This window comes from Thiohalorhabdus sp., assembly GCF_036628635.1.
Lineage (GTDB): Bacteria > Pseudomonadota > Gammaproteobacteria > Thiohalorhabdales > Thiohalorhabdaceae > Thiohalorhabdus.
The window spans coordinates 1-19,081 of sequence record NZ_JAZKRM010000042.1 but is presented as its reverse complement, the minus strand read 5'-3'; the positions used below and the strand labels follow the sequence as shown (position 1 = coordinate 19,081).

Annotated in this window: 18 protein-coding genes and 2 tRNA genes; 4 read left to right on the top strand and 16 right to left on the bottom strand. The window is 67.2% G+C overall.

Features of this window, described 5'->3' with window-relative positions:
• Positions 1 to 520 precede the first annotated feature (520 nt).
• From V5A19_RS11445 to pcnB, 7 genes are read right to left on the bottom strand one after another with little or no spacing between them, the layout of a single operon-like run.
• Positions 521 to 2,158, bottom strand: a complete 1,638-nt coding sequence (locus V5A19_RS11445) for an acetolactate synthase large subunit (protein WP_332319635.1) — start codon at positions 2,156 to 2,158, stop codon at positions 521 to 523.
• A gap of 52 nt (positions 2,159 to 2,210) precedes the next feature.
• Entirely contained in the window at positions 2,211 to 2,591 is a 381-nt protein-coding gene (panD, locus tag V5A19_RS11440; RefSeq protein ID WP_332319634.1) for an aspartate 1-decarboxylase, read from the bottom strand.
• Between the two features lie 32 nt (positions 2,592 to 2,623).
• The gene (panC, locus tag V5A19_RS11435; RefSeq protein ID WP_332319633.1) at positions 2,624 to 3,475 is read right to left on the bottom strand and encodes a pantoate--beta-alanine ligase; all 852 of its coding nucleotides are present in this window, start codon (positions 3,473 to 3,475) and stop codon (positions 2,624 to 2,626) included.
• 14 nt (positions 3,476 to 3,489) lie between these two features.
• Positions 3,490 to 4,290: a 3-methyl-2-oxobutanoate hydroxymethyltransferase gene (panB, locus tag V5A19_RS11430; RefSeq protein WP_332319632.1), complete on the bottom strand. Its 801-nt coding sequence runs from the start codon at positions 4,288 to 4,290 to the stop codon at positions 3,490 to 3,492.
• Positions 4,287 to 4,820: a 2-amino-4-hydroxy-6-hydroxymethyldihydropteridine diphosphokinase gene (folK, locus tag V5A19_RS11425; RefSeq protein WP_332319631.1), complete on the bottom strand. Its 534-nt coding sequence runs from the start codon at positions 4,818 to 4,820 to the stop codon at positions 4,287 to 4,289. Before folK ends, panB begins: the two co-directional genes overlap by 4 nt.
• Entirely contained in the window at positions 4,817 to 7,468 is a 2,652-nt protein-coding gene (locus tag V5A19_RS11420; RefSeq protein ID WP_332319630.1) for a CBS domain-containing protein, read from the bottom strand. Before V5A19_RS11420 ends, folK begins: the two co-directional genes overlap by 4 nt.
• 44 nt (positions 7,469 to 7,512) lie before the next feature.
• Complete coding sequence (pcnB, locus tag V5A19_RS11415) at positions 7,513 to 8,841, bottom strand: polynucleotide adenylyltransferase PcnB (RefSeq protein WP_332319629.1); 1,329 nt, start codon at positions 8,839 to 8,841, stop codon at positions 7,513 to 7,515.
• A gap of 179 nt (positions 8,842 to 9,020) precedes the next feature.
• Between pcnB and V5A19_RS11410 the strand changes: the two genes are divergently transcribed.
• Positions 9,021 to 9,096 (top strand) — tRNA-Glu (locus V5A19_RS11410).
• Positions 9,097 to 9,180: 84 nt separating this feature from the next.
• Here V5A19_RS11410 and xerD read toward each other — a convergent pair.
• The 8 genes from xerD to ffh form a co-directional block, all read right to left on the bottom strand.
• Positions 9,181 to 10,071: a site-specific tyrosine recombinase XerD gene (gene xerD / locus V5A19_RS11405; RefSeq protein ID WP_332327815.1), complete on the bottom strand. Its 891-nt coding sequence runs from the start codon at positions 10,069 to 10,071 to the stop codon at positions 9,181 to 9,183.
• Complete coding sequence (locus V5A19_RS11400) at positions 10,071 to 10,580, bottom strand: methylated-DNA--[protein]-cysteine S-methyltransferase (protein ID WP_332319647.1); 510 nt, start codon at positions 10,578 to 10,580, stop codon at positions 10,071 to 10,073. Before V5A19_RS11400 ends, xerD begins: the two co-directional genes overlap by 1 nt.
• A 2-nt stretch (positions 10,581 to 10,582) precedes the next feature.
• Positions 10,583 to 12,217 (bottom strand): hypothetical protein, encoded by a 1,635-nt coding sequence (locus V5A19_RS11395; protein ID WP_332319648.1) that lies wholly within the window; start codon positions 12,215 to 12,217, stop codon positions 10,583 to 10,585.
• Between the two features lie 190 nt (positions 12,218 to 12,407).
• Positions 12,408 to 12,761 carry a 50S ribosomal protein L19 gene (gene rplS / locus V5A19_RS11390; protein ID WP_332319649.1) on the bottom strand — a complete coding sequence of 118 codons (354 nt, stop codon included), beginning with the start codon at positions 12,759 to 12,761 and terminating at the stop codon, positions 12,408 to 12,410.
• A gap of 50 nt (positions 12,762 to 12,811) precedes the next feature.
• Positions 12,812 to 13,591 (bottom strand): tRNA (guanosine(37)-N1)-methyltransferase TrmD, encoded by a 780-nt coding sequence (gene trmD / locus V5A19_RS11385; protein WP_332319650.1) that lies wholly within the window; start codon positions 13,589 to 13,591, stop codon positions 12,812 to 12,814.
• Positions 13,592 to 13,613: 22 nt separating this feature from the next.
• Positions 13,614 to 14,159 (bottom strand): ribosome maturation factor RimM, encoded by a 546-nt coding sequence (gene rimM, locus V5A19_RS11380; RefSeq protein ID WP_332319651.1) that lies wholly within the window; start codon positions 14,157 to 14,159, stop codon positions 13,614 to 13,616.
• A 5-nt stretch (positions 14,160 to 14,164) separates the two neighbouring features.
• On the bottom strand, positions 14,165 to 14,410 hold the full coding sequence (gene rpsP, locus V5A19_RS11375) for a 30S ribosomal protein S16 (RefSeq protein WP_332319652.1): 246 nt from the start codon (positions 14,408 to 14,410) through the stop codon (positions 14,165 to 14,167).
• 63 nt (positions 14,411 to 14,473) lie between these two features.
• On the bottom strand, positions 14,474 to 15,832 hold the full coding sequence (gene ffh / locus V5A19_RS11370) for a signal recognition particle protein (RefSeq protein ID WP_332319653.1): 1,359 nt from the start codon (positions 15,830 to 15,832) through the stop codon (positions 14,474 to 14,476).
• Positions 15,833 to 15,982: 150 nt separating this feature from the next.
• Between ffh and V5A19_RS11365 the strand changes: the two genes are divergently transcribed.
• Both V5A19_RS11365 and V5A19_RS11360 read left to right on the top strand, forming a co-directional pair.
• Complete coding sequence (locus V5A19_RS11365; protein ID WP_332319654.1) at positions 15,983 to 16,798, top strand: cytochrome C assembly family protein; 816 nt, start codon at positions 15,983 to 15,985, stop codon at positions 16,796 to 16,798.
• A gap of 11 nt (positions 16,799 to 16,809) precedes the next feature.
• On the top strand, positions 16,810 to 18,090 hold the full coding sequence (locus V5A19_RS11360) for an HlyC/CorC family transporter (RefSeq protein WP_332319655.1): 1,281 nt from the start codon (positions 16,810 to 16,812) through the stop codon (positions 18,088 to 18,090).
• Here the strand turns inward: V5A19_RS11360 and V5A19_RS11355 are convergent.
• Positions 18,087 to 18,875, bottom strand: a complete 789-nt coding sequence (locus tag V5A19_RS11355) for a uracil-DNA glycosylase (protein WP_443081460.1) — start codon at positions 18,873 to 18,875, stop codon at positions 18,087 to 18,089. The genes V5A19_RS11360 and V5A19_RS11355 overlap by 4 nt on opposite strands.
• A 121-nt stretch (positions 18,876 to 18,996) precedes the next feature.
• Here V5A19_RS11355 and V5A19_RS11350 point away from each other — a divergent pair.
• A tRNA-Val gene (locus V5A19_RS11350) sits at positions 18,997 to 19,071 on the top strand.
• Positions 19,072 to 19,081 lie beyond the last annotated feature (10 nt).

Sequence of the window (19,081 nt, the reverse complement as noted above, 5' to 3'; positions counted from 1 at the left end):
TACCGATCTCCCAAGGCCTATGAGCAGGCCTGGATGGCAGCGGCATGAGCCAAGCCGTTACGTGTCCACGGAAACGGGGTAACTCCACAGAGACCCGATTGTAACCTTATGGAGGTCAGGCTCCGTTGGCCCAAGGGTTACCCGGGCGGAAAGCTGCTGGGCGGGGATCGAAATCGATGGAGAGGCGGTGGCACCTGGGGGCCATGGCCGGATTTTAGGGAACAGGTCTAACCGTCGGCCCATTTAACCCGTCTTTTCCACCTGGTCGGCGGGCCCGTATTGTCTGGTCGTCGGCCTAAAAGCTCAGCGGAAAGGGTAGGCGGCTCAAAAAGCGTCGCCGTGCAAAGCCACGCTTGCCAGCCGATTGGTAGGTTTAGGGAGTTACCTGGCCCTTCTTTAAAATCCATGGTCAGCGGCGTAACGGGGTTAGCCCATGATTCCCGCCTTCCAAGCTACCTCGCCCGGATACATAAGCACACAAGGCGGCCCATCTGTCCGATTAGCCATGCTCGGTTGCCTCTTAAATGGGGCAGACCAGGTCCCCCAGGTGCTCGGTTAGCTTGAGGTTTTCGCGGGCGTCCACCGGGACCTCCAGGATCACCGGCAGGTCCTGGTCCAGGCCCCATTCCAGGGCGGGGCCAAGCTCGTCGCTAGCGGTCACACGGGTGCCCCGGGCGCCGAAGCTCTCGGCCAGCTTGACCCAATCGGGATTGCCGATGCCGACCTCGGTGGAATGGCCGTAGCGCTGCTGCTGCTTCCATTCGATGAGGCCGTACATGTTGTCCACGAACACCAGCAGGACCACCGGCGTGCCTAGCCGGACAGCAGTCTCCAGCTCCTGGATGTTCATTAGTGCCCCCCCATCGCCGGCAATGGCCACCACCTTGCGCTCGGGATGGACCAGCTTGGCGGCGATGGCCCCGGGCAGGGCGATGCCCATGGACGCGAAGCCGTTGCTGATTATGCAGGTGTTGGGCACCGACGAGGGGAACATCCGGGCCACCCACACCTTATGGGCACCGACGTCGGAGACCACGATGTCCCTAGGATCGAGCGCTCGGTCCAGGTCGGCAATCACTCGCTGCGGTTTGAAGGGCACCGAGGTGTCCTCGTCATAGGCGCGCAGCTCCCGCATAACCGGGTCATGGAGCTTGGGGATGATGTTGGCCTTGCGCGGGGTGACCGCATCCGAAAGGTAGTTCAGGGCCTCGGCGATGTCACCCACCACCTCCACCGCAGTGGTGTAGTGGGAATCCAGCTCGGCCGGGGTCTGGGCGATGTGCAGCACCGGCTTGTCGCGGTTGGGGTTCCAGCTCTTGGGTGCGTACTCGGTGGCGTCGTAGCCGATGCAGATGATGGCGTCGGCGGCCTCGAAGCCACAGGCAACATAGTCCCGGGCCTGAATGCCGGCAGTCATGATGGCTAGGGGATCATCATAGGGAAATACGCCCTTGGCCATGAAGGTGTGTGCCACTGGGATATTCAGGCTGCGCGCGAACCGGCGCAGGGCCTCGGAGGCACCCGCCCGGATGATGCCGTTGCCGGCCAGGATCAGGGCATTTTGGGAGCGGGCCAAAAACTCCGCCGCCTGCTTGAGCTCATCCTCCGGCGGTACCGGCTGGGGCAGGGGCTGCGACGGCAGCGGGGTGGCGTCGGCGCGCACGGGCGCGTCAGCCACGTCCTCGGGCAGGTCCAGGTGGGTGGCCCCAGGTTTCTCCAGGGCGGCCTCACGGAAGGCGTGGCGGACCATCTCCGGGACCACGTCGCCGCGCTTGATCTGGGCGTTCCACTTGGTGATGGGCCGAAACAGCGACACCAGGTCCAGGTACTGGTGGGACTCCTTGTGGGTCCGGTCCAGGCTCGCCTGGCCGGTAATGGCCACCACCGGCGCGCGATCCAGGTCGGCGTCGGCGACCCCCGTGATCAGGTTGGTGGCGCCCGGGCCCAGGGTGGACACGCACACGCCCGGGCTGCCCGTCAGGCGACCGTGGACATCGGCCATGAAGGCAGCCCCCTGCTCATGGCGGCAGGTCACAACGTGGATGGAGCTCTCGCGCAGGGCCTCGTAGAAGGCCAGGGTTTCCTCGCCTGGCAGCCCGAAAACGAAACGAGTTCCCTCGCTCTCCAGGCAGGTCACCAGGCAATCGGCGCTGTTCATCGGGGTCTTATCCGTTCTAGGGGAAGCCGCCGGTTGCGGCGGGGGGTATGGCTCAGGCGGCGTCCTCCGGCCGTTCGCCATGGGTGCGGCGAATCCGGTTGGCCTGGTCCACCCAGACGATACGCGGCTCGTGCTCCGCCGCCTCCTCGGCCGATAGGCCGCAATAGGCGCACAGGATGACCTGATGCCCCACGCCCGCCTTGTGCGCGGCGGCGCCGTTCATGGATAGGGTCCCGGAACCGGCCTCGGCGCGGATGGCGTAGGTGGCAAAACGCTCGCCGTTGGTCAGATTGTAGATCTCGACGCGCTCGTAGGGGTGCAGCCCGGCGGCCTCCAGGAGGTCGGCGTCGATGGCGCAGCTCCCCTCATACTCGAGGTCCGACTCGGTGACTGTGGCGCGATGGATCTTGCTTTTGAGCAGCGTCAATTGCATGGCGCGCTCCTGATGGCCATGACCGGCCCGGGTCACTCGACCGAGCCGAACTCCAGGTTATCGATCAACCGGGTGGATCCCAAGTGGGCCGCGGCCAGAAGGACGCGCGGGCCTTCGAGATCGGTAACCGGCTCCAGGTCGCCGGCCCGGCGGACCTCGGCGTACTCGGGCCAAAGACCCGCCTCGGCGATGCGCCGGCGGGCCACCTCCTCCACCGCCTCAGGGGCAAGGCTACGCTCTGCCGCCTCGGCCACGGCGTGGCGTAGAGCCTGGTAAAACCCCGGGGCCACGGCCCGCTCGCCAGCGCTCAAATAAGCGTTGCGGGAGCTGACCGCCAGGCCGTCCTCTTCCCGCACGATTTCCACCTCTTCGACCCCGGTGGCGAAGAGCAGGTTGGACACCAGCCGGCGGACCGTCACCAGCTGCTGATAGTCCTTCTTACCGAAAACCGCCAAATTCGGGCTCACCCCCGCCAGGAGCTTGGTGACCACCGTGGCCACCCCGGTAAAGAAATGGGGCCGGCTAGCCCCTTCCAGGCCCTCCGTCACCCGGTCCACCGCCACGGTAACGGCCCCTTCGCCATCGGGGAACATGACCAGATCACCGGGTGCGAACAGCACATCCGTCCCTTCTGCAAGCAACCGCTCCCGGTCGGCCTCGAAGGTCCGGGGGTAGTCCTCGAAGTCCTCTGACGGGGCGAACTGGGTGGGATTAACGAACAGCGACACCACCACCCGATCGGCCACCTGCCGGGCCCGTTGCACCAGGGCCATGTGACCGGCATGCAGGCCGCCCATGGTAGGCACCAGGGCAATGCGGTCGCCGGCGTCGCGATAGGGCGCCAGGGCTTGTTCCAGCTGCCGGCGATCGTAGGCGGTCTGCATGGTTTTCGCGCCCGCTAGTCGAAGCTGTGCTCGGCATCGGGGAAGGTCCCCGCCCGGACATCCCGGCAGAAGGCGCCCAGGGCCTCTGTGATCTGACCGGCGCCGTCCATGTATCGACGGGCGAAGCGCGGCTGGACCCGTTCGTCCAGCCCCAGGACATCGTGCAAGACCAGGACCTGGCCGTCGCAGTCGGGCCCGGCGCCGATACCGATAACGGGAATGGCCACAGTCTCGCTAACGCGGGCCGCCAGGGTGCGTGGCACGGCCTCAAGGACCAGCGCCCGGGCCCCGGCCCGCTCCAGATCCAGGGCCTCCTCCACCATTTGGGTGGCAGCGTCGGCATCCCGGCCCTGCACCCGGTAGCCCCCGAGCTGGTGGATCGATTGCGGGGTAAGGCCGAGGTGGCCCATGACCGGGATATCCCGCTGATTCAGGAAGGCCACTGTGCCCGCCATGGGCCCGCCACCCTCCAGCTTGACCATCTCGGCCCCACCTTCGGCCATGAGGCGGGCGGCGCTGTCCAGGGCCTGGGCGGGCCCCGCTTTATAGGCCCGGAACGGCAGGTCAGCCACTACCAGGGCCCGCTCCCGGCCGCGATTCACACACCGGGTGTGATAGACCATATGGTCTAGGGTCACCGGGAGGGTGGTTTCCTCCCCCTGGACCACCATGCCCAGCGAATCCCCCACCAGCAGGAGGTCCGCGCCGGCTCGGTCGGCCAGCCGAGCGAAGGCGTAGTCGTAGGCGGTCACTGCCGCCAGAGGCCCTGCCGGGGTGCCCCCCTTTTGCAGATCATCCACTCGAATGCGGCTCATCCGCCCCCGCCCTCGCTTGTCGACCTTTCCGCGACCCATTCCGGGCCAGACGCCCTCGCCACCGCACCCTCATCCGGGCACAACCTAAGTAGGCGGGAGACCGATAGGCCGTACGGCAATAGAAAATCCGGTGCCAGTTCGGCCCAAGGGACGAGAACGAACCGGCGCTCCTGGATGCGCGGGTGGGGAAGGGTCAGATGCGGCGTTTCCAGGGACCGGGTGCCGACCGCCAGGAGGTCAAGGTCCACCGGCCGAGGCCCCCAGCGCGGTCCCTCCCGAAGTCGCCCCAGCTCGCCCTCCACGGCCAGCAGGGAGTCGAGCCAGTTCCCGGGCTCATCCGCACCATGGAACAGGGCTACGGCGTTAAGAAAATCCGGTTGGCAAGTGTAGCCCAAGGGCTCGGTCCGGTAAAGGGAGCTGACCGCCGCCAAATGGCCTGTAGCCCGGGCCTGTAGCCGCACCAGGGCGTCCCGGAGCAGGGCGCGGGAGTCGCCCTGGTTGCTGCCGAGACCGACGAAAACCTGGGTCATGCCGGAATCTCCCCAGCCCGCACCAGGGCCTTCTCGTCGTCGCTATCATGGACCTCGCCCCTGACCCGGGCCCGGGTCAGGGCCTGTAGCCACTCGCCCACGGCCGGCCCCTGGGGCACACCCAGTGCCTGAAGCTGGCTGCCGTCCAGGGCCGGCCGGATGCCCCGCAAATGCTGCAGGTAATGGCTGATCCCGGCCTTGACCTTTTGGTCCTCGCTAGCTGCCATGCAGGCCAGCAGCCCGTCCAGCGAGAGCTGTTCAAGCCACTCGAACAGGGGCACATCCTCGTCCGGGATCAACTCTCGCCGGCTCATGGCGGCCGTGAAATCGGCCGCCCAAGCCCGGTCCCGGGCCAGGGCCGCCGCCTCCCGGCTGCGGACCTCGTAGTCGCTGAGCGCGCTCTCCAGCCGACGGGAATCGAGTCCCCAGAGCAGGAGTAGGGTCAGGACCTTCCACTGGCTGGGGGCCTTTGGCCGGTAGAGGAGCCGGTACCAATCGAGCACCTCCTCGCCCCGCTTGACCCGGTCTATGGCTACTTTTCCCTCGTCTCCCGCCAGGACGCCATGGATAAAGAGCAGCATGCCCAATTGGCCCAGTCGCGCCACCCCTAGCCCGGGCGCCGGGCAGTCCAGCAGGTAACGCAGCTCCCGGAACAACCGGTGGCCGGACAACCGGGCCGGCATGTCCAGATCCACGGCATTGCGGATGAGCCGCTGGCTCGCGCCATCGATCTCAAAGCCGAGCTCGGCCTCGAACCGCGCCGCCCGAACGATACGGGTGGGGTCCTCGACAAAGGACAGGCTGTGCAGGACGCGGATGATCCCTTGGCGGATATCCCGCAGCCCGCCAAAGGGATCCAGCAGGCGCCCGAACCGGGGCCCGTCGAGCTCCATGGCCAGGGCGTTGATGGCGAAGTCCCGCCGGAACAGGTCTGCCTTGATGGAGCCGGCCTCCACCTCCGGCAGGGCTGCGGGATAGGGGTAGTGCTCGATCCGGGAGGTTGCCAGGTCGAACCGTTCGCCTCGGGGCCCCTTCAGCACGGCGGTGCCGAAGCGGGGATGGCTGTGGGCGTGCCAGCCCTGCCATTCGGCGAAGGCTTCGGCCAGGGCGATGGCGTCGCCCTCCACGGCGATATCCACATCGGTATTGGGCCGGTTAAGGATGAGATCCCGCACCAGTCCGCCCACCAGAAAGGCCCGTACGCCTTGCTCGGCGGCCAGACCCCCCAGTTCCCGCAAGGCACCCACGGTATCCGGGTCCAGCAGCTGACGCAGTCGTCCCTCCAGATTGCGCTTACCCCCCCCGCTGCGCTGTTGGGGCTCGGGCACCTCGCCGGATTCCTCGCGCCAATTGCGCACCAGATCCGAGCGGGTAACCACGGCGGTCAGCCGCCCCTCCTCCACCACCCCCACCAGCGGGTAGTCCCGGTCCAGGATCCAGGCCTCGGCCTCATGCAGGGAGGCGTCGGGAGCCAAGGTCGGGAGGGGGGCAACGTAGTCCGACAGGGCCTGATCCCCTAAGCCGTGGGCATGGGCCCTTCCCAACAGCCCCTGTTCCACCCAGCCCAGGGGCCGACCGTCATCGGCCACCACCGGCATGCGGGCCAGCGGATAGCGCCGCAGGCGCTGGGCCGCCTGGTCCAGGGTCAGATCCGCTGGCAGGGTATGGACCGGCCGGCTGCCAAGCTCTCCCACAGTGCGAACCTGCCCGTCCTGGAGACGAAGGGCGGCTTCGGCGCGCTGTCGCGTCTCCGCTAGGGGCACACCCGGCAGCGAGGCGGAGGCGGCGTAAGGGTGGCCGCCACCGCCGAGCTCACCGAGCACCCCCCCCATGTCCGGGCCGTCGGGACGGGCGCGGCCAATGCCGAAGACCCGATTGCCCTGCTGGATGAGACCCAGGAAAGCATCGGCCTCGACGCTGTCCATAACCCGCTGGACCACGCCGGCGGCGTCCTGGACCTGGTTGGGATCCTCCACGCTGGCCAGAAGCACCTCATGGCGCAGACCGGGTACCCGCCTGGCCCCTTCCAGGAGCTGGTGAAACAGCCCTACCTGCTCCGGGGACAGCTCTTGGCGCAGCAACTGGCCGACCAGGGTCAGATCCGCCTCCCGGTCGAGCAGCCATCGGGCGGCATCGAAATCCGAGCCGGTCACGCCGGCGTAGGTCAGCATGCCGGTATCCTCGTATATCCCGGCCGCCATGACTGTCGCCTCTTCCGGACCCACCGGGGCACCCTGGCTGCGGAGCTCGGCCACCATACCGCTGGTATTGGCCCCGCCCCGGCTCGCTTGGACCTCAGCATGTGGGGGCAGCTGATCCAGGTCGCCGCCATGGTGGTCGTGGACCACGAGTCGGATCCCGGAAAACCCGGCCAGCTCGGCGAAGGGGCCTAACCGTCGGGGGTCGCTGGTATCCACAATGACAAGCGTGGCGACGCCGTCCAGAGCCACCTGGCTGGCGTCAAAAATGGCGGGGGCCGTCTCGCCCAGCCACCGCAGGAGGGTGAGGGCCTGGGGCTCAGCGCCCTGGGACAGGACGGCCACGGCCCCCGGATACAGGTGACGGGCGGCAACCATGGAGCCCAGGGCGTCCAGGTCGGCATTGGGATGGCTGGTCACCACCGTCTCGGGGTGTTGCCGATTCGCCAACGGGGTCTCCCTAGATCAGGCGGAACGGCTCCGACGGCCGGCCATCAGGCCGATTCCCTACCCGAGCGGCTTTTGCCACCCTCGGACTTCAGCCCCAGCTTGGCCGGACGCTGCCCGGACGGCGTATCCAGGAGGTCCTGCCACCAGGCCACGGGGTCAGGGTCAGCCTCCCCCGAACGGCCCCGGACCAGGAGGAAGTCGAATGCCGCCCGGAAGCGGGGATGCCCCAGCAGGCGCAGGGCCCGCTTGCCCCGGGCACGCTCCATCCGGGCCTGCAGGCTCCAGATCTCGCGGGCTCCCTCGGAGAAGCGTTTGGGCATGGCCACCCGCCCTGTCTGGCGGCCCATGACCTCGGCGGCCGCCTTTTGCATAGCGTCGTCCGGAGCCATACCCTCCGCTTCGAGCCCCCGTCGCTCCTGCTGCAGGGGATGCCACAGCAGGGCCGCGAACAGGAAGGCAGGGGTTACGGGCAGGTCCCGCGCCACCCGGCGGTCGGTATCCTCCAGGACGTGGGTGAGGAAGGTGTGCGGGAAATGGTCACCCTCCTGCGAGAGCAGCTCGGCCGTTTCCGGAAACAGGCGCTCGAAAAGCCGGAAGCGGCGAAGCATTTGATAGGTGGTGACGCCGTTGCCCGCCAGGAAAAGCTTGTTCACCTCTTCGAACAAACGGGCGGCGGGCACCCCCTCCAAAAGGCTGCTCATCGAAGGGATGGGGGCGGCAGTTCCGGCTTCGATGAAAAAGCCAAGCTTGGCCGCGAAGCGTACCGCGCGCAGCATGCGCACCGGGTCTTCGCAGTAGCGCTGCTCGGGATCGCCGATGAGCCGAACCCGGCCGGCCTGCAAGTCGTCCACCCCGCCCACATAGTCGAGCACCGAGAAGTCGGCGATACTGTAGTATAGGGCGTTTACGGTGAAGTCCCGGCGGCAAGCGTCTTCCTCCAGGGTGCCGTAGACATTGTCCCGGAGGATCATGCCGTCCTCGGAGCGCCTCTTGCCCTCCCCTTCCGGATCGCTGCCGCTGCCCCGGAAGGTAGCTACCTCAACGACACCGTCCTGGAAGTAGACATGGGCCAGGCGGAAGCGACGGCCGATAAGCCGGCAGTTGCGGAAGACGTCCCGGACCTCCTCGGGGGTGGCATCGGTGGCGACATCATAGTCCTTGGGCTCCCGCCCGAGAAGCAGGTCGCGCACGCTGCCGCCAACCAGATGGGCCTGGTAGCCCCGCCGGTGGAGCCGATAGAGCACCTTGAGGGCGTTTTCCCAGATTTGGCTACGGGAGACAGTGTGCTCCGGGCGCGGCAGGATGCCCGGCGTTCCCGGCAGGGCCTCGCCGGAGCCGTTCGCCGCCGAAGCGGGGCTATCGGCCGTGGGCATTCCTTTGGCGTCGTGTCGTTGTTGATCCAAAAGGTCGGGGCCCGAAGTGGTTCCGGGGGAGGCGTCGATCATGGGCAAAGGGTAGCCGAGCTTGGGGAATCCGTAAAATCGGGGCAGGGTTTGCCTTTTAGAGGGGTTGAAAGGAAAAGAATTCCCTTATAAAGTTGCGGGCTGTCGTCGCTCCCATCGTCTAGTGGTCTAGGACGTCGGCCTCTCACGCCGAAAACAGGGGTTCGAGTCCCCTTGGGAGCGCCAAACCAGCCGTCCAAAAAGCCCCGGCGGACCAACCGCCGGGGCTTTTTTGTTTTGGCCGACTGGCCGACTGCGCAATCCGCGCATCTAGCCGCGGGGATGATGCTTTCCGTGCAGCGCCTTGAGCCGCTGGCGGGCGACGTGGGTGTAGATCTGGGTGGTGGAAAGATCGCTGTGGCCCAGAAGCATTTGCAGCGAGCGCAGATCCAGGCCGTGGTTGAGCAGGTGGGTGGCGAAGGAGTGGCGCAGGGTGTGCGGCGACAGGGGCTTGTGGATTCCGACCTCGATCGCGTATTTGCGCAGCCTGTACCAAACGGCCTGCCGGCTTAGCTGGCCCCGTTTGCGGGATACGAACAGGCGGTCGGAAGGGCGACCGCCTAGCAGCAGGGGCCGGCCGTGGGTTAGATACCGCTCCACCCAGTCCAGGGCTTCCTCGCCCATGGGCACCAGGCGTTGCTTGCCGCCCTTGCCCGCCACCAGCAGATAGCCGGCATCACGGCGCACCCGGTCCAGGGGCAAATCCACCAGTTCCGAAATCCGCAGCCCGGTGGCGTAGACCACCTCCAGCAGGGCCCGGTCGCGAAGGCCCACGGCCTGCGCGGGGTCGGGGGCCGCCAGCAGGGCCTCCACCTCCCCCTCGGACAGGGCCTGGGGGAGCCGCGCGTCCAGGCGCGGCGCCTCCACCTCACGAGTGGGATCCTCGGTGATTGCCTCGATGTCCAGCAGAAACCGGAAGAAGCGCCTAAGGGTAGACAGCTGCCGAGCCATGGTCCGGGGGCGGGCACCACTACGCACCTGGCTGGCCAGAAAGCCGAGCACCTGCTCCCGGGAAACGTCGGCTGGCGAGCTGCCCTCTTCCAGCCAGGCACCGAACCGGGCCAGATCCCGGCGGTAGGCGGCCAGGGTGTTCTCCGACAGCCCGGCCTCCAGCCACAGGCGGTCCAGGAACTGATCGATCAGGGGATCCGGCGTTTCCATCAACCGTGCCTCGGATGGTCCCGCAGGGTTTCCGGATGCCCTTCGTGGGCCAATAGCCGGCGCTTGATGGCCGGACCCATGCCGTGGGCTTGCCCAAGGTAGCCGCCCAGTCCATTGCTGGCGACGATGCGGTGACAGGCCACCAGAAGCGGCCAGGGATTGGCGCCGGCGGCTCGACCCACCGCCCGAGGCGAGCTCCCCAGCCAGCGCGCCACCTCGCCATAGGTCCGCACTTGGCCCGGGGGAATGGCGGACATGGCGCGCCATACCCGGCGCTGGAACGCGGTGGCGGGGACCGGTGCCAGAGGAAGGCAAGGCGGCGTTGCTGCCGGATCGGCGAAATAGCGCTCGACCGCGGCCTGGCAGCGGTCAAGCAGGGCCGAAGGGCCCGCCTCGCCCGGGTCAGTTACGGGATCGGCTAGCCATTCCAGACGCAACAGTCCCCGGGGCTCGGCAGCCATCCACAGAGGTCCGGCAGGGGTGGTCAGGATCCGCTCACCCCTGGCCATGCTCATTGCCCCGAATCGGCGTCCAGTTGACGCAGCTGACGCTGGATGGCCAGATCCTGGGGCGAGCTGCCGGTCCCCAGAAGATTGCGGAAAAGGCGGCGTGCCTCCGCTTTATGCCTTGTGTGGGTAAGGGCCTTGGCCGCCCGGAAACGGGCGGTCCGGGACCAGGGGTCCCCCATGTCCCCGCCCGGATGGGCCGCCGAGCGCAGATAGAGGGTGGCGGCCTGCCGGTAATTCTCCAGCGCCTGCCGTGACTCGGCCATCCAGAAAAGCAGCTCCCGGCGGGCGGAGGCCTCCTCTACCACATCGTGGATGGCCCGGAACAAACGGAGGGCGATCTGGTGGCGGTCGGCCTCCTGGAGATCGAACAGGATCTGCAGCAGCCGGTCCCGGAACCCATCGTCGGCCAGCCACTCGGAATGATCCCCGATGCCCTCCACATCCCGGGCGGCGCCGGAGAAGTCACCGAGCCGGACGCGCAGCCGGGCGCGATTGAGCCACCAGCCGCGTTTCTCCCCTTTCCCGGGAGGAACCTCCACGCGGTCCATCCAGGAAAGGGCATGGTGGAAGCGCTTCTCGGCAAGGGCCAAGCGGGCCAGACGGACCCTGGTCGGATCGGTCAGCGAGCCGGGAGCCTGGAAGGCCGGCCCCTGGGCGAACAGGCGGATGCCGGTCACCCCCTTATCCGCGTCGGCAAGGGCATCCGCCAGCGCCAAACGGGCTGTCTCGCGGGCCTGGGCGGTGCGCCCCAGAAGGGCCACCGTGGCCAAGAGGGAGCGCCGGTCGATGCCATCCTCGGTCTCGCCGGCCAGCTCCAGCCACCGCTCATCGTCCCCCACCAGCAGGCCGGCCTCGTTACCCACGTGCTCGCCCCGGCGCAGATAGGCCTCCCAGGCCCGTTCCACCCGGGTGACACGACCCTCCCCAACCCGTACCGGGGACCGTAGCACCTCCTCTCGGGCTTTAACCCGTAACCGCGGCCGCCCTAAGCCTTCAGCCGCCTCGGCGACAGCCTCCCAGGCCAACCGGGCACCGCGCCCCGTGGCCGCGTCCGCCCACTCCCGGGCCTCCTTCAGGGCCTGCTCACGGGCGCCGGTGGCTATCAGGAGGCGCACCCTCAGACGCCGTCGCTCGGGGCCCTGGGGCTCATCGCCGAGCGCGGCGAGGGCCTCCTCCCGGGCGCCCCCCTCGGCCAGGATCCGGGCCTGCTCGAGCTGGGCGGAAGGCGATAGGTCCGCCGCATCGCCCGAGGCCCCCATCCGATGGCGCATGACCGCCACGCGGGCGGCTTCCTGGCGATTCTCCCCGGCGTAGGCTTCGTAGACGCCCCGGAGCCAGCTGCGAACGCGGGGATCCTCCGGAAAGAGGGCTACCAGGGCGGCCAGACGCCGGCGGGCATCTCCCGGGCGATCGTGGGCAAGCTCCTGGCGTGCGGCGCGGACCTGGGCCCACTGGCGATAATCGCTGGGGGCCTCCTCATGGGGGTCATCCGCCAACTGAATAACCCGGCGCCACTGACCGTCCGCCTGCAGGGCCCGCAGCCGCAGCCGGGCCCACCGGGCCCAGGACGGGTCGCTCAGTTCTGGCGCCTCACCTTTGAGCTCTTTCAGAGCCAGAACGGGAGCTCCCGCATCCACTAGGCGCTCAGCGGTAACAAAGTCGGCAGCATGCGCCCAGCCCCAACCCATCAGGGCCAATAGGGCAACAAAAAAACGCGAGGGCCGAGCCTTCGCGCTTCCAAAGCGAGGAAGGATCGGACGGCTACGGAGGCCTTCGGCCAGCGCGCCGATCGCCCTTCCGGCCGAATCCATGCCCCGACCCCCGTTTTTACTTGCTGACGAACTTTTCCGGGATACGCGCCGCCTTGCCCTCACGCTGGCGCAGGTAGTAGAGCTTGGCCCGCCGGACCTTGCCCCGGCGCGTAACCTCGATCCTCTCGATGCGTGGCGAATGCAGCGGGAACACGCGCTCCACCCACTCGCCATAGGAGGATTTGCGCACCGTGATGGCCGAATGCAGGCCGCGCTTGCGATAGGCCAGTACCACCCCCTCGAAGGCCTGCACCCGCTCCCGGTTGCCCTCAACGACGCGGGTGTGGACCCGCACGCTGTCTCCGGGCCCGAAGTCCGGAATATCGGACTTCATCTGCTCCTGTTCCAGCTGCTGGATGATGTCGGACATCGTCCCTTGCTCCCTTCTGAGAATTCGGGCTACTCGCTTGCGAATCGGTTCTATTCCCGGACGGGCAGGTTTGCCACGGCGTCCGTGGCCATCCCCTGCTCCCGGAGGTATTCGGTCAACAGTCGGCGCTCTTCGGCGGTCACGCCGCGGATCTCGAGGAGGTCGGGGCGGCGCTGCCAGGTGCGGCCAAGGGCCTCGCGGCGGCGCCACCGCTCAATGGCGCCGTGGTCGCCGGAGCGTAGGATCTCCGGGACCTCCCGACCCTCGAAGGAAGACGGCCGGGTGAAGTGGGGGCAGTCCAGCAGGCCCGCCACGAAGCTGTCCTCCTCGGCGGAGGCGGGCTCGCCCAGCACATCGGGCAGGAGCCGGGCCACGGCGTCGATCACCACCAGGGCCGCGAACTCGCCCCCGGAGAGGACGAAATCACCGATGGACAGCTCCCTGTCTACCCGGCTTTCAAGCAGGCGCTCGTCCACCCCTTCGTAACGCCCGCACATCAGGGTCATGCCGGACAGCCGGGCGAGCTCCGCCACCCTTTGGTGGTCCAATCGTTCGCCCTGGGGCGACATGTAGATTACTGGCGCGCCCGCCGGCATTTGCTCACGAGCGTGATCCACGGCCCGGGCGACGATGTCCGGGCGCATGACCATGCCGGGCCCGCCGCCGAAAGGGCGGTCATCCACCGAGCGGTGGCGATCGGTGGCGAAGTCCCGGATGTCGGTGACCGCCACATCCAGACGGCGGTTCTCCCGGGCCCGGCCGACCATGCCGTAATCCAGGACCCCCGCCTCGAACAGCCCCGGGAAGATGGTCACCAGGTGGAAGCGCATGGCTCCGGTCCGCGCGGGGGCTTCAGAAATCGGGATCCCAGTCGACCCGGATTATGCCCCGCTCCAGGTCCACCTCCGGCACGTAGTCGCCCAGGAAGGGAATCAGTCGCTCGCGATCCTCGCCGGATACCACTAGTACATCGTTGGCCCCGGTATCCACGAGGCTCGTCACGCTTCCCAGCGGCACGCCTTCCACCGTCTCCACATCCAGGCCCAGAAGATCGGCCCAGAGGAATCCTTCCTCGTCCTCCCCGGCCTCGGGAAGGGCGGAACGGGGAACCTGGACCTCGGTGCCGAGCAGCGTTCGGGCCGATTCCCGATCCCCCACACCCTCGAGCCGCGCCACCAGGCGGAGCCCCTTGCGTTCGGTATCGAGCACCCGGCGGGCCTCCCGCCCTTCTTGGGTAACTAGCCAGAGCCGGTCGAATCCCAGGAGGTCGGGCGGGCGCTCCAGATAGGAGAACAACCGCAGCCAGCCCTGAACCCCGAAAAGGCCGTGAATGCGCCCCACGACCACCCAGCCCGTCTTTTGATCGTCCGTTCGGGCCGGTTCCTGGCTCTCGCTCATGGGCTTCAGGCGGTGGGAACGCCTTCCTTGCGCAGCAAGCCCTTTACCGAATTGGACACGCGGGCGCCGCTGGCTACCCACTCCCTGGCCCGCTCCACATCGAGCTTATAGTCCTTGTTCTTGGCCGTCGGGCTGTAGTAACCGAGCCGCTCGATGAAGCGGCCATCGCGCGGGTTGGCGTGCTCCGTCACCACGATCTGGTAGAACGGCTTCTTTTTGGCGCCGCCGCGCGCGAAGCGAATGGTAACCATGAAAACGTCTCTCCTGCTGGTGCCTTCGGGCTCACGAAAAGGCTGGAATATACCGGATTTTGGCTAGAACGGAAAGTCCTGGCCGCCGCCGGCGCCCATCTGCTCCATCATTTTCTTCATGCCACCCTGCTTCTTCATGCGCTTCATGGCCTTCTGCATCTGGTCGAACTGCTTGAGCAGCTTGTTCACCTCCTGGACCGAGGTGCCGCTGCCCCCCGCGATGCGACGTTTGCGGTTGGCCTTAATGGCGCTGGGGTGGCGGCGCTCCCAAGGGGTCATGGAGCCGATCATGGCCTCCATACGCTTGAGCTGATCCTCGCCCACATCGGGCATGGCACCGCCCATCTTGCCGCCCCCGGGGAGCTTGTCCATGATGGACCCCAGACCGCCCATCTTCTTGATCTGGCGCAGCTGGTCGCGGAAATCCTCCAGGTTCATCCCCTTGCCGGACTTGAGCTGCTTCTCCAGGCGCTCGGCCTCGTCCTCGTCCACCGAGCGCTGCGCCTCCTCCACCAGCGACAGCACGTCGCCCATACCCAGGATGCGCTGGGCGAGCCGGTCGGGGTGGAAGGGCTCGAGGGCGTCGGTCTTCTCGCCCACGCCCAGGAACTTGATGGGCTTGCCGGTGACATGCCGGATGGACAGGGCAGCACCGCCCCTGGCATCGCCGTCGGCCTTGGTCAGCACCACCCCGGTGAGGTCCAGGGCCTCGTTGAAGGTCTCGGCGGTCTGCACGGCGTCCTGGCCGGTCATAGAATCGGCCACCAGCAAGGTCTCAGCCGGCTCAAGGGCCTGCTGCAGCCCCTGGATCTCGTTCATCAGGGCCTCGTCGATGGCCAGCCGTCCCGCCGTATCGACGATTACCACGCCGGCGTTACGGATGCGTGCCTGCTCCACCGCGCGCCGGGCGATAGTCTCCGGCTCCTCGCTGGACTCGCTGGGGACGAAATGGGCGTTCACCTCGCCGGCCAGGGTCTCCAACTGATCGATGGCGGCCGGCCGGTAGATGTCGGCGCTGGTGACCACCACCTCTCGGTTCTCCCGCTCCTGGAGGTAGCGGGCCAGCTTGGCCACGGTGGTGGTCTTGCCGGAGCCCTGGAGACCGGCCATGAGGATCACCGCCGGGGGCCGCGCTGCGAGGTTAAGCGAATCGTTCTCGTCGCCCAGCAGGTGGACCAGCTCGTCGCGGACGACGCCGATCACGGCCTGACCGGGGGTGAGACTGTTCATCACTTCCTGCCCCACCGCCCGTTCGCGAACGCGCTCTATCAGGGCCTTGGCCACGGGCAGCGATACGTCCGCCTCGAGCAGGGCGATGCGCACCTGGCGCAGCGCATCGGAAATGTTGCTCTCGCTGAGCTTGCCCTGACCCTTGAGGGTCTTGAAAACCCCCTGAAGTCGATCGGATAGATTGTCGAACATGGTCTCGTGCGCGTCCGCTACTAGCTGGGTTTGAGTTCAACCGGAAACGAAAGTATTTTACGGGGGATACCGCCAACAACCAATCATCCATTGGGTCCGGGGCTGCCAAGCCCCGGCCCCCTCCCGCAACCGCCTTGGTCACGGCCACGAATGAACACCGCGGTCATCTTCGGGCTGCAGCTTCTCGGTACCCTACTATACGCCGCCGCCGCCCTGCGCGAATGGCTGGTGGTACGGGGTCCCGGCCATTGGGGCGTGACCCCGGCGTTGTGGCTGGGTGCCGGCGCCCTGATCGTTCATACGGTGGTCGTGGCCGGCCAGGTATTCGCCGCCAGCGAGCTCCTCAACCTGGATCTGTCCTACGCCCTGTCCCTCTTTGTGTGGCTGGCCATCCTCCAGTTCCTCCTGGCCACCCTTTTTCTGGAAGTCCAGCTGCTGGGCCTGATCCTGTTTCCCTTGGCGGGCGTGGTGCTTCTGATCGAGGCCTTCGCCCCCAGCGGCGAGTCCCTGCGGCTGGACCTCAGCCGGCCCGCCCTGGCCGGCCACCTGGTGCTTTCCCTGCTGGCCTACGGGACCCTAACCCTGGCCGCCGTCCAGGCCATCCTCCTGCGTATCCAGGAAGGCCAGCTACGCAGCAAGCGCTTTGGGGTCATGGCCCGCATCCTGCCGGCCCTGCAGCCCATGGAGGACCTACTGTTCCACCTTTTGCGGGTCGGCTTCGGCATGCTAACCCTGGTCATCCTCACCGGGGTGGTGTTTTCCGAGCAGCTCCTCGGCCGGCCTTTGAGCTTCGACCACAAGACGGTGCTGTCGCTAATCGCTTGGGTAGTCTTCGGCCTTCTGCTGTGGGGCCATCGCCGCTACGGCTGGCGCGGCCGCGCCGCGGTGCGCTGGACCCTATCCGGCTACGGCATCCTGTTGCTCGCCTATTTCGGGGTCCGGATTATCATGGAGCTAAAGGCCTAGCCTTTCCCTGAATGGACAGCCCCTCCCTGACCGCGCTGTTCGTAACCCTGGTGGTGCTGCTCGGACTCTCCGGCTTCTTTTCCGGGTCCGAGACGGCCATGATGGCGCTCAACAAATACCGCATGCGCCATCTGGCCGGCCAGGGCCATCGCGGCGCGCGCCTGGCCACCGCTCTCCTGGAGCGGCCCGACCGCCTCATCGGCGTCATCCTGCTGGGCAACAATCTGGTCAACATCGCCGCGGCCAGTGTCGCCTCGGTAATCGCCCTTCGCCTCATGGGCGAGGCCGGCCTTTTCGTTTCCACGGTCATCCTGACCGTGGTAGTGCTCATCTTCTCGGAGCTGGCCCCGAAGACCTTAGCCGCCAACCACCCCGAGCGCCTGGCCTTCCTTGCCTCCCCGATCCTGCGGCCGTTGCTCGTGGTGTTCTATCCGGTAGTGGTGGTCATCAACGCCGTCGCCAACACCCTGCTGCACACCCTCCGGCTGACCCAGGCAAAATCCCCCCACGGCCTATCCGAAGAGGAGCTGCGCACGGTGATCCTGGAGGAGAGCGCGCTGCTGTCCTCCCGGCGCCAGCGCATGCTGCTCAATATCTTCGAGCTCTCCCGGGTGACGGTGGCCGATGTCATGGTCCCCCGCACCGATATGGCCAACCTCAATATCGAGACGGATTGGAGCGACATCCTCGCCCAGTTCCGTGCCTCCCCGCACACCCGCTTCCCGGTCTACCGCAAGGACCCCGACCACATCGTGGGGGTCATCCACGGCAAGGACCTGCTCAAGCTGGAAGGACTGGAGGAAGGTCCCCCTTCCCGCGAGACCATCCAGTCGCTGATGCGCGAGCCCTACTTCGTGCCGGAAACCACACCGCTGCAAGAGCAGCTCATCCAGTTCCAGCGCAAACGCCAGCACATGGGCCTGGTGGTGGACGAATACGGCGATGTGGTGGGCCTGGTCACCCTGGAGGACATCCTTGAGGAGATCGTGGGCGAGATTCAGGACGAGCACGACATGCCCATGCGCGGCATCCGGCCGCAGAAGGACGGCAGCCTGCTGGTGGAAGGCCAAATCGAGTTGCGCGACCTCAACCGCCAGCTGGACTGGGATCTGGATACCTCCGGCCCCCGGACGCTGGCCGGCCTGATCATCGAAGAGTTGGAGGCTATCCCCAACGAGGGTACCAGCCTCAAGGTGGGCAACCACCCCATGGAGGTGGTGCGTGTGCGCAACCAGACCGTCACCGTGGTGCGCGTCTATCCCGACGACGCCGAACGGGGCTGGACCGATTAAGCGGAATCGATGCGTCGCCGGACGGCCTTAAGATCCTCCCACGCCTTGGCCTTGTCGGCGGGACTGCGCAGCAGATAGGCCGGGTGGTAGGTAATCAGAAGCGGGGTCTCGTGGTAGCGGTGCTCACGGCCCCGCAGCTTGGCGAGGGGCTGCTTGCTACGCGTTAGCTCCTGGGCCGCGACGCGACCCAGGGCCACCAGCAAATCCGGGGCCACCAGCTCAATCTGGCGCCGCAGATAGCCCTCGCACTGCGCTACCTCTTCCGGGTCCGGATCACGGTTGTTGGGAGGGCGGCACTTGAGCACGTTGGCGATAAACACGCCGGCACCGCCACTGCCCCCCGGTGGACCCGAACCGGTCCAATCGTCCCCCGCAACGGCGTTGCGGTCCAGACCGATGGCCGCCAGCATGGCGTCCAGGAGCTTGCCCGCCCGCCCCACGAACGGCTCGCCCAGCCGATCCTCTTCGGCGCCCGGGGCCTCGCCCACGAACATCACCGACGCCTGGGGATCGCCGACCCCGAATACCGTCTGGGTCCGGCCCGCGTGCAGGGGGCAGGCCGTGCACTCGGCGACCTCGCCACGAAGGGTCTCCAAGGCCGCCGGGCCTTCGGGACCTTGGCGGGCCGGAGAGGCCGCCTCGGCCCCATCCGCGATCCCCTTAGCCGTGGCCTCCTCCCCAACCTGTCCGGCCGTCCTTGCCGTCTCAGGCTCGGAGTGGATCCGGTACAAGGGGATGCCCATCGCTTTCAAATAGGCCTGTTGCGATCGCGAATCCAAGGTCAGCCCTTTGGTGAGCAACGTTCCGAATCCGCATACTACCACGATGCCGACCCAGCCCCAGGCCGAGGCACCACCTTGCCCCCTTGCCCGAAAGACCGGCCCTGGTTAAAATACGGGCCTGTTTGGGCGGATAGCTCAGCGGGAGAGCACTGCCTTCACACGGCAGGGGTCGCTGGTTCGATCCCAGCTCCGCCCACCAGAAAATCAAG